This window comes from Rhodococcus sp. R1101 (assembly GCF_000278445.1).
In the GTDB taxonomy this organism is placed as follows: Bacteria; Actinomycetota; Actinomycetes; order Mycobacteriales; family Mycobacteriaceae; genus Rhodococcus; species Rhodococcus gordoniae.
In genome coordinates, this window is record NZ_AJVB01000114.1 from 1 (window position 1) to 9,575 (window position 9,575).

Genomic DNA, 9,575 nt, shown 5'->3' on the forward strand with positions numbered 1-9,575 from the left:
GCCAGGGACTCGGTCTCGTCGCGATCCATCCCGCGACGTCGGCAGCACAAGCGGGAGACGGTCAGGCCTCGAGCTTGTAACCGAGGCCGCGCACCGTCACGAGGTGGCGCGGCTTGGCCGGGTCCTGCTCGATCTTCGAGCGCAGTCGCTTGACGTGGACGTCGAGGGTCTTGGTGTCGCCGACGTAGTCGGCGCCCCAGACCCGGTCGATGAGCTGACCTCGGGTGAGCACCCGTCCCGAATTGCGCAGGAGGTATTCGAGCAGGTCGAATTCCTTGAGCGGCAGGGCGATCGGTTCTCCGTCGACGTGGACGACATGACGGTCGACGTCCATCCGCACCGGGCCGGCCTCGAGCAGTCCGTCGTCCGGCGCGGTCTCGCTCTCGGTGTCGGCCCCACGCCGCAGGACCGCCCTGATCCGTGCGATGAGCTCGCGGGCCGAGTACGGCTTGGTGACGTAGTCGTCGGCACCGAGTTCGAGCCCGACGACCTTGTCGATCTCGCTGTCGCGGGCCGTGACCATGATGACCGGAACACCCGAGCGGGTCCGTAGTTGTTTGCACACGTCGGTGCCGCTCATTCCGGGGAGCATCAGATCGAGCAGGACGATATCGGCGCCCTGCCGGTCGAACTCGGCGAGGGCCGAGGGACCGTCGCCTGCGATCGTCGTCTCGAACCCTTCCTTGCGCAGCAGGAAGGCGAGCGGATCCGCCAACGATTCCTCGTCCTCGACGATCAGCACACGCGTCACGAACTGGTCCTCCGTCTGTTTCTCGATATCCGTCCGCCCGGGAGCCCGGGTGGGGTCTGTGTCACGATCCGACCGCCTTCTCGGTGCGTTCGACGGTCTCGTCGTCGCTGTCCTCGACATGGGCGGGAACGAGCAGGGTGAAGGTGGAGCCGGTGCCCGGCTTGCTCCACAGGGTGATCTCGCCGTGGTGGTTCGCGGCCACGTGCTTGACGATGGCCAGCCCGAGGCCGGTGCCCCCGGTGGCCCGCGAGCGGGCCTTGTCGACGCGGAAGAAACGCTCGAAGACCCGTTCCTGGTCTTCCTTCGCGATACCGATCCCCCGGTCGGTGACGGCCATCGCGACCTTGCCGTCGCGCAGCGACCTGCTGATCGACACCGGTGAGCCCGCCGGCGAATAGGCGATGGCGTTCTCGATGAGATTGGTCAGGGCGCTGACGAGCAGTGTCCGGTCGCCGAGCACCTCGTACCCGCTCGGCCGGTCGGTGCTGATCGTGATGGAGGCGTTCTCGGCGGTCAGGTGTGTCCGCTCGAGGGCTTCGGTGACCACGGTGTCGACGTCCACGACTTCGAGGTCGGGCAGTTTCTCGGCGCCCTGCAGCCTGGACAGGGCGATCAGCTCGGTCACCATGTTGCCCAGGCGGGTCGCCTCGCGTTGCACCCGCTCGCCGAAGTGGCGGACGGTGTCGGGATCGTCGACCGATTCGAGCAGTGCCTCCGCGAGCAGCGCCATCGCCCCGACCGGCGTCTTGAGTTCGTGGCTGATGTTGGCGACGAAATCGCGGCGAGTCGCTTCCATCCGGACCTGTTCGGAGTCGTCGAAGGCGTAGAGCACGACGAAGCGCGGGTCGCGGTCGAGGAGTGGCCGCACCGTGCACCGCACGGCGAGGCGGTCCCGTCCGAGCGAGGATTTCGTACCGAGGTCGAGTTCGAGAGGCTTGCGGCTCTCCAGAACCCGGGTGGCCGCGATCCAGGCACGATCGTCGATGAGACGGTTGCGTACGAGTCCGAGTTCCTCGGCCCTCGGATTGAACAGGATGACGTCGTGGAACTTGTCGACCACGGCGATCCCGGTCGACGACCCGTGGACGACGGCGTCGAGCACGTCGAGCATCGTGAGGTCGGCGTCGTCGCTGCCGTGCGCCCGGCGCTGCGCCAGCCTCCCGACGGCGACGGTGACGATCCCGCCGAGGACCGCCGCGACCACGGCCAGCATGACGGCCTGCGTAACACTCACACTTGGAATCGTAATGACACCGGTACCCCGCCGGACACCGGGTAGCCGGCATTTCCCGCACGTCACACCGCATTTTTCGGTTGTTCGAGCGTTGTTCACCGATTGTTCGCCCGGCACGGACGCAACCGACCCCGTCGCCGGCCGGCGACGGGGTCGGTTGTCGGTCCTGTCGGAACTGTTACTTGGCGCCCTGGTTCGCGACCGCGGCCGCTCCGGCAGCCGCGGCCTCGGGATCGAGGTACGTTCCGCCCGGGTTCAGCGGACGCAGGTTCTCGTCGAGGTCGTAGCGCAGCGGGATGCCCGTCGGGATGTTCAGGCCGGCGATGTCGTCGTCGGAGATCCCGTCGAGGTGCTTGACGAGTGCGCGCAGCGAGTTGCCGTGTGCGGTGACGAGCACGGTCTTGCCCGCGAGCAGGTCCTGGGAGATCGTCGACTCCCAGTACGGGATCAGACGGGTGACGACGTCCTTCAGGCACTCCGTGAGGGGAACCTCGTCGACGTCGGCGTAGCGCGGGTCGGCGTCCTGGCTGTACTTCGAACCCGGCTCGATCGGCGGCGGCGGGGTGTCGTAGCTGCGACGCCACAGCATGAACTGCTCCTCGCCGAACTCGTCCTTGATCTCGGACTTGTTCTTGCCCTGGAGCGCACCGTAGTGGCGCTCGTTGAGACGCCAGTCGCGGATGACGGGGATCCAGTGCCGGTCGGCGGCGTCGAGCGCGAAGTTGGCGGTGCTGATCGCGCGGCGCAGCAGGGAGGTGTAGGAGACGTCGGGAAGCACGTTGTGCTCGGCGAGGAGGGCACCGGCCCGCTTGCCCTCGGCGATCCCCTTGTCGGTCAGATGAACGTCCACCCAGCCGGTGAACAGGTTCATCGCATTCCATTCGCTCTCGCCGTGGCGGAGCAGAACAAGTGTTCCGATACTCATGGCCCAATCCTGACACGCGCGGATGGCGATTTCGCCACGGGCGCCCCCGATCGTCGGCTATATCCGACAACGTGCGTTGCCAGAAAGGCTGGTTCACAGTGCTCCGCGGTCCACGGGCATCGAAAACAGGTGTGGCTCCGATGCGGCGGGCACCGGAGCCACACCCCCGCAGATGTCAGGCGTTCAGTGCACGCAGATCCTTGCGGAGAATCTTGCCCGCAGAGGATTTCGGCACCGTGTCGATGAACTCCACCTGCCGGACCTTCTTGTGCGGCGCGACCCGCCCGGCCACGAACTCGATGACCTCGTCCTCGGTGATCGTCGAATCCTGCTGCCGGACGACGAAGGCCTTCGGGACCTCCTCACCCTCGTCGTCGCGGACCCCGATCACCGCGGCGTCCGCGATCTGCGGATGAGTGAGCAACAGCGCCTCGAGTTCGGCCGGCGGTACCTGGTAGCCCTTGTACTTGATGAGTTCCTTGAGCCTGTCGACGATCCGGACGGCGCCCTTCGCGTCGACGGTGGCGATATCACCGGTATGGAGGAAGCCGTCCTCGTCGAGGGTGTCGGACGTGGCCTCGGGGTTGCCGAGGTAGCCGACCATGACGTTCGGTCCCTTGCACCACAGTTCGCCGGGCGCCGAGACACCCTCATCGGTGGGGTACTCGACCTCCTCACCGGTCGCGGGATCGACGATCTTGCATTCCATGTTCGCGATCGTCGGACCGACCGAATCGAGTTCGGTGTCGTTGTCGTCGAAGGGGATTGCGTGCGACACCGGCGACATCTCCGACATGCCGTAGCCCTGCCGGACGTTGCAGCCGAGCCGGGCGGCGACGGCGCCGGCGAGCTCCTTGTCGAGCGGTGCGGCACCGGAGAACACCGTATGCACACTCGACAGGTCGTACCGGTCGACGAGGGGGTGCTTGGCGAGCGCGACCGCGACGGGCGGCGCGATGAACACGTACGTGCACTTGTGTTCCGAGATGTAGGTGAGGAAGTCGACGAGATCGAACTTCGGCATCGTCACCAGCGAGGCACGGTTGCAGAGGGCGGCGTTCAGCAGCACCGTCATGCCGTAGATGTGGAAGAAGGGCAGCAGTGCGAGCACGCGATCGTCGGCGCCGATCCCCATGCGCGGGTTGATCTGGGAGACGTTGGCCACGAGATTGCGGTGCGTGAGCATCACACCCTTGGGCCGGCCGGTCGTGCCCGAGGAGTACGGCAACACTGCGAGGTGAGTCGCCGGATCGAACTCGACGGCGGGGGCCGGTGCACCCTCGGTGAGCAGGTCGCGCAGGGAGGGATGCCCCTCGGCGCCGTCGAGCACGATGAGCAGCTCGTCGGGGATGCCGGCGGCCGCGGCGGCCTCCTTCGCCTGCGGCAGGAACAGGGAGACCGTGAACAGTGCGACGGCTCCCGAGTCGTCGAGCTGCTTCGAGATCTCACCGGCCGTGTAGAGGGCGTTGATCGTGGTCGCGGTGGCTCCGGACCGCAGGATGCCGTGGAAGACCGAGGCGAAGGCCGGCACGTTGGGCGCGAGCAGGCCGACCACCTTCCCGACACCGATGCCCCGGGCGGCCAGCGCCCCGGCCACGGCATCGATGTGGGCCACGAGCGTGCGGTAGTCCGTCACGGCGCCGGACGCGCCGTCGATCAGGGCGGGTCGCGCGAGGTCGGACTCGTCGAGCGAACCGAACAGGAAGTCGTAGACACTCGATGCCGGGATGTCGACGTCGGGAAAGGGACTACGGAAACTCATTCTCATCCTCCGAGCATTCTGTCCGGCACGCGGTGCCGACTTTCGGTCGAGGTCACACTACCGCAGTGATGTGAACCCGGTCACAGGCGTTGTGAGGATACCGGTTGCACCGGGCGCCGGGCCACGCCCGGCCTGCCGGGAGCGCACGAACCCCGCGTGCGACGAATCGCACGCGGGGTTCGGAAGCTGCTCGGGCTGCGCTCAGAGGTACTGACCGCACACCGGCCATGCACCGGCGCCCTGGCCGTCGAGGACGTTCTCGGCGACGCGGATCTGCTCCTCGCGCGAAGCGTTGTGGGCGTATCCGGAGCCGCCGTAACCCTCCCACGTGCTCTGCGAGAACTGCAGGCCGCCGTAGTAGCCGTTGCCGGTGTTGGTCGCCCAGTTTCCACCGCTCTCGCACTGTGCGACGGCATCCCAGTTGCCGGATGCGGCATTGGCGGTACCCGCACCCAGAGCGAACGGGGTCGCAACGAGTGCAGTGGAGGCAGCGAGGGTGCCCAGGGCGCGCTTGATCGTGAACTTTGCCATGTGGATGAATCCTTTCCGGCTGCTTGCGAGGCCCCCGACCCAGGGATCCGCCACACAGGCGGACGGTCGGTGCCGGCAACACGGTGCGGTGCTCGACGCACGCCCGGTTGCTCTCTCGCTCCACCCCTCGGCAGGTTGTGGATCCGACAATCCCGCGGGGGTGGAACGAGCGGCTGCGGGGCCGGTGTGTAACGCCCGTCGGTATCGGGCCTACATCGACCGTAAGGGTTCATCACGGCGAGGTCACGGACCGATTTTCCGGTACGGCCGTCCGAGAACTCCCGGCGGCATTCGGGAAATCCCCAGGTCGACTCGCAGGAACACACCGTTTCCCGGGCGTTTCCGGGACATCGCACTTGTGGCGATGGTCACACGATGTGCCCGTACAGACCTCTCGAACCGGGCATGTTCACGGCGCGATAACGACGCCGGAGTGGAGTGTCACCCGTTCGCTTCGCGCGGATCCTCGGGTTCGTCGTCGTCCGTCTCGGGGTCGAACGGCGTACCGGTCTCCCCCTCGATGAGGTGACGGAACGGCTCGAGATTGCGCAGCGGCTCTCCGCGCGAGACGCGCCACTCCCATTCACGCTTGATCGACGTGATGAACCCGATGCCGAGAATGATGTCGAAGTCGTGGTCGGCCGCCTCGAGCACCTGCCCGAGGACCGCGTCGATCTCCTCGGGGGTCACGGCGTGCGCGGCGATGCGTCCCACCAGGTAGATGTCGCCGACCTTGTCGAGGGTGTAGGCCACGCCGTAGAGGCGCCGATTGCGGCGCAGCAGATAGCGGTACACCGATTCGAAGTTCTCGTCCGGTTTGCGGCACACGAATGCCTCGACCCGCACACCGTGTCGTCCGACACTGAGCAAAGTGGTCGTCTCGAGCTTCTTCTCACCCGGAAGCTTGACGACGAAGTGCCCGCCCTCCTTGACAGAGAACTCGAGCCCGCGATCGCGCAGCGTCGATTCGATCGATTCGATGAGCCGGTCGCTCATGCGGTGACTCCCCTCGTCCGTCGCAACTTCCACACTCCCCGCTGCCGCCGCAGCGAATGCTCGCCGGTACCGAAGCCCCGGTTACGGCGCATCCCCGCCCGGCGGTAGCTGTCGAGCAGGCCTTCTGCGGTGTGTTCCCACGAGAAGGACTCCGCATGCACGGGCGCGGTCGCCGCGAATCGCGCGAGGCGATCGGGATCGCCCACCAGAGAACGCAGCGCGGTCGCCCAGTCGTCGATGCGGTGCCCGTCGACGAGCATGCCGGTCTCCCCGTCGCGCACCGCGACGCCGAGACCACCGACGTTCGCGGCCAGCACGGGCGTGCCGCATGCCTGCGCTTCGATCGCGACGAGACCGAACGACTCCGAATAGCTCGGCACCGCAACGAGATCGGCGGCCCGGTAGACCTGGGCCAGACGGTCCGGGGGTTGCGGCGGGAGGAAGGTGACCCGCGACGCGATGCCCAGCGCGGATGCGAGTTCGATGAGCGCATCGGGCCGCTCGAGGCCGGTTCCGGACGGGCCTCCCACGACCAGCACCCGCAACGGCATGCCGGGGTCGTCGGCGAGTGCTCGCGCGGCGGCCTCGAGCAACACGTCGGGGGCCTTGAGCGGCTGGATACGGCCCACGAACGCCACAACGGTCTCACGCGGGTCGAGTCCGAGTTCTGCGCGAGCGGCCGCACGGTCGCCGGGCCGGTAGCGATTGAGGTCGGCACCCGGGGCGACGACGTCGATCTTCGCGGGATCGGCCCCGTAGATACGTTCGAGCTGCCCTGCCTCGTCGGCGGTGTTGGCCACCAGCCGATCGGATTCCGCGACGACCTGTTGCTCCCCGATCTGCCGGGCTGCGGGTTCGGGGGTGTCGCCCGCGGCGAGCGACGCGTTCTTCACCGCGGCGAGGGTGTGGGCGGTGTGCACCAGCGGCACACCCCAGCGGTCGCGTGCGAGCCAGCCGACCTGCCCGGACAGCCAGTAGTGCGAGTGCACGAGGTCGTAGTAGCCCTGCGGGTGCCGCGCTTCCTCGCGCAGCACACCGGCGGCGAAGGCGCACAGCTGCGTCGGCAGATCGTGTTTGTCGAGCCCTTCGAACGGGCCGGCCTCGATGTTGCGGACGAGAACCCCGGGTGCGGCCTGTTGCACGGCCGGGTCTGCCGACGAGGTCGCGCGGGTGAAGATCTCGACTTCCACGCCGCGACGCGCGAGCTCGACAGCGGTCTGCAGGACGTACACGTTCATGCCGCCTGCGTCCCCGGTTCCGGGCTGCGCCAGCGGCGAGGTGTGGACCGAGAGCACGGCCACGCGGTGCGGGCGGCTGGGCTGGGACGTCACCCCTCCATACTGCCCTGCTGCCGATCTTCGCGTGTCGTCGACTCCGCCGTCGCGGTCCGAGCGAACTCTCCGACCTCGGCGACGAACCGGTCCGGATCCTCGACGAACGGACCGTGGTCGACGCCCTCCCAGATCGAGGTCGTGACGCGGCGCAGCAGTGACGCCGCATGGTGCGCCGCGGAGACGTCGACGACCGAGTCGGCGTCGCCGTGCAGGAGGAGAACCGGCACCTCCAGGTCCGCGAGCAGGTCGTCGTTGCCCACCGCGCGATCGAACAGGGCGGCACGTACCCGCGGCGGGGTGGACAGACTCGCACCGAACAGCGCCTGCGACACCGCGCCCTTGCCCTCGCGGAGACCACCGCCCTCGACAGGACCGGTGAGCGCGTTGCCGAACGAGCCGAGTGCGCGCACCGCCTCCTCGGGGTCCTCCGACATCGCAGCGGGGATCGCGGCGCGCATCGAGGCACCGACGCGTCCACCCTTCTCGCCGCGGCCGATGCTCGTGATGGCACCCACGAGAACCAGCCCCGCGACGGCTCCCGCGCCGTGCTCGGCGAGATAGTCGCAGATCACCAGGCCGCCGTACGACCAGCCGAGCAGCACCGCCGGGTTCGCCTCCGAGACGCTCTCGGCGGCAAGGACAGCGGCGAGATCACCGGCCCAGAGGGCACGGTCCGCGTATCCGGTCTCGGAAGCCTGCGAGTAACCGTGTCCGCGCAGGTCGACGGCGACCACCCGGAAGTCCCGGGCGAGCGCGTCCAGGACTCGGTCGCCCCAGCAGCGCGACGACTGCGCCCACCCGTGGACGAGCACGAGGACCGGTGCCGTGTCGGAGCCGAATACGCGATACACGAGGGAGGTGCCGTCGATGCCGGCCACTTCACGAACTGCCATGTGCGTCACTCTAACCGTGCCCGAATGTGGATCCCGCCCGCGCACGTGACCGCGAGGATGCCCGCGGCCACCGCCACGAGATATCCGGTGCCGGCACCGGCCCGGTCGATGACCTGACCCACCAGCGCAGAACCCGCCGCGACGCCGACGCCGAGCCCCGCAACCGTCCACGTGATGCTCTCGGTGAGCCGTTCGGGCGGCACGATCTGCTGGGTCAGCGACGTCGCGACGATCATGATGGGCGAGATCGCGCATCCGGCAACGAAGTACAGCACGGTCAGTATCGGCACCGAGCCGGCGAGCAGCAGCGGGCACAGCAGAACCGCGAGAATGCCGGTGGCGACGAACAACTGACGGGTGGGGGCGCCCGGGCCCACCCGGGTACCGAAGATCAGGCCGCTCACCGCCGAACCGGTCGCGAACAACGCCAGCGTCAGGGTGGCGGATCCCGGGGCGCCCTGTTCCGCGGTGAACGCGACGGCCGCCACGTCGATCACCCCGAAGATCACACCCATCGCGACCATCACGACGACGATCGACAGGAGGACGGGCATGCGCAGGATGTTCGTCCTCGCACGACCTTCGACGTGCGGTCGCACGGGTGGCTCGGTGCCGCGCTGGGCCGAGAGGGCCACGGTGCCGACGAGCAACAGCACCGCACCGAGCAGCGGACCGGCCTCGGGGAAGACCGCCACGCTCAGGCCCACCGACAGCACCGGGCCGACGATGAAGCACACCTCGTCGACCACCGCTTCGAGCGCGAAGGCGGTGCGGAGCCGCGGGGTACCGCCGTAGAGCTGTGTCCATCGGGCCCGCACCATCGCACCGACCGTGGGCATGAGTCCTGCCGGGATCCCACAGACGAACAGCCACACGGTGGGCACGTCGAGACGGACGCCCGCGAGCATCGCGAGGGTGGAGACCGCACTGACGAGGGCGGCCGCGGGCAGGATTCTGTGCTGGCCGTACCGGTCGACCGCGCGGGAGACGAGCGGGGTGAGTGCGGCGTACGACAGGGCGAACACCGCTGACAATGCGCCGCCCACCGCGTAGTTGCCCTCGAGTTGCGAGAACATCGTGACGATGCCGATCCCGACCATCGCGATCGGCAGGCGCGCCACGAATCCTGCCAGGCAGAACGCGGTTGCG

Annotated in this window: 9 protein-coding genes; all 9 read right to left on the bottom strand. The window is 68.2% G+C overall.

Annotated elements, in window-relative coordinates; all coding sequences use genetic code 11:
• Positions 1 to 61 precede the first annotated feature (61 nt).
• Complete coding sequence (locus R1101_RS0109955) at positions 62 to 751, bottom strand: response regulator transcription factor (RefSeq protein WP_016933291.1); 690 nt, start codon at positions 749 to 751, stop codon at positions 62 to 64.
• 61 nt (positions 752 to 812) lie between these two features.
• Positions 813 to 1,985, bottom strand: a complete 1,173-nt coding sequence (locus R1101_RS0109960) for a sensor histidine kinase (protein WP_026003098.1) — start codon at positions 1,983 to 1,985, stop codon at positions 813 to 815.
• Positions 1,986 to 2,163: 178 nt separating this feature from the next.
• On the bottom strand, positions 2,164 to 2,910 hold the full coding sequence (locus R1101_RS0109965) for a phosphoglyceromutase (protein ID WP_016933293.1): 747 nt from the start codon (positions 2,908 to 2,910) through the stop codon (positions 2,164 to 2,166).
• Between the two features lie 175 nt (positions 2,911 to 3,085).
• A complete protein-coding gene (locus tag R1101_RS0109970) occupies positions 3,086 to 4,672 on the bottom strand; it encodes an AMP-binding protein (protein WP_016933294.1) in 1,587 nt (528 codons plus the stop codon).
• Between the two features lie 201 nt (positions 4,673 to 4,873).
• On the bottom strand, positions 4,874 to 5,203 hold the full coding sequence (locus tag R1101_RS0109975; protein WP_026003099.1) for a transglycosylase family protein: 330 nt from the start codon (positions 5,201 to 5,203) through the stop codon (positions 4,874 to 4,876).
• 441 nt (positions 5,204 to 5,644) lie between these two features.
• Positions 5,645 to 6,199 carry a YbjN domain-containing protein gene (locus tag R1101_RS0109980; protein ID WP_016933296.1) on the bottom strand — a complete coding sequence of 185 codons (555 nt, stop codon included), beginning with the start codon at positions 6,197 to 6,199 and terminating at the stop codon, positions 5,645 to 5,647.
• Entirely contained in the window at positions 6,196 to 7,530 is a 1,335-nt protein-coding gene (mshA, locus tag R1101_RS0109985; protein WP_016933297.1) for a D-inositol-3-phosphate glycosyltransferase, read from the bottom strand. Before mshA ends, R1101_RS0109980 begins: the two co-directional genes overlap by 4 nt.
• Positions 7,527 to 8,426, bottom strand: coding sequence for an alpha/beta fold hydrolase (locus R1101_RS0109990; protein ID WP_051017512.1), 900 nt, complete (start codon positions 8,424 to 8,426; stop codon positions 7,527 to 7,529). The genes mshA and R1101_RS0109990 overlap by 4 nt, the downstream gene beginning before the upstream one ends.
• 5 nt (positions 8,427 to 8,431) lie before the next feature.
• Positions 8,432 to 9,575 (bottom strand): MFS transporter (locus R1101_RS26330; RefSeq protein ID WP_016933299.1); only part of this gene is annotated, 1,144 nt, incomplete at its 5' end.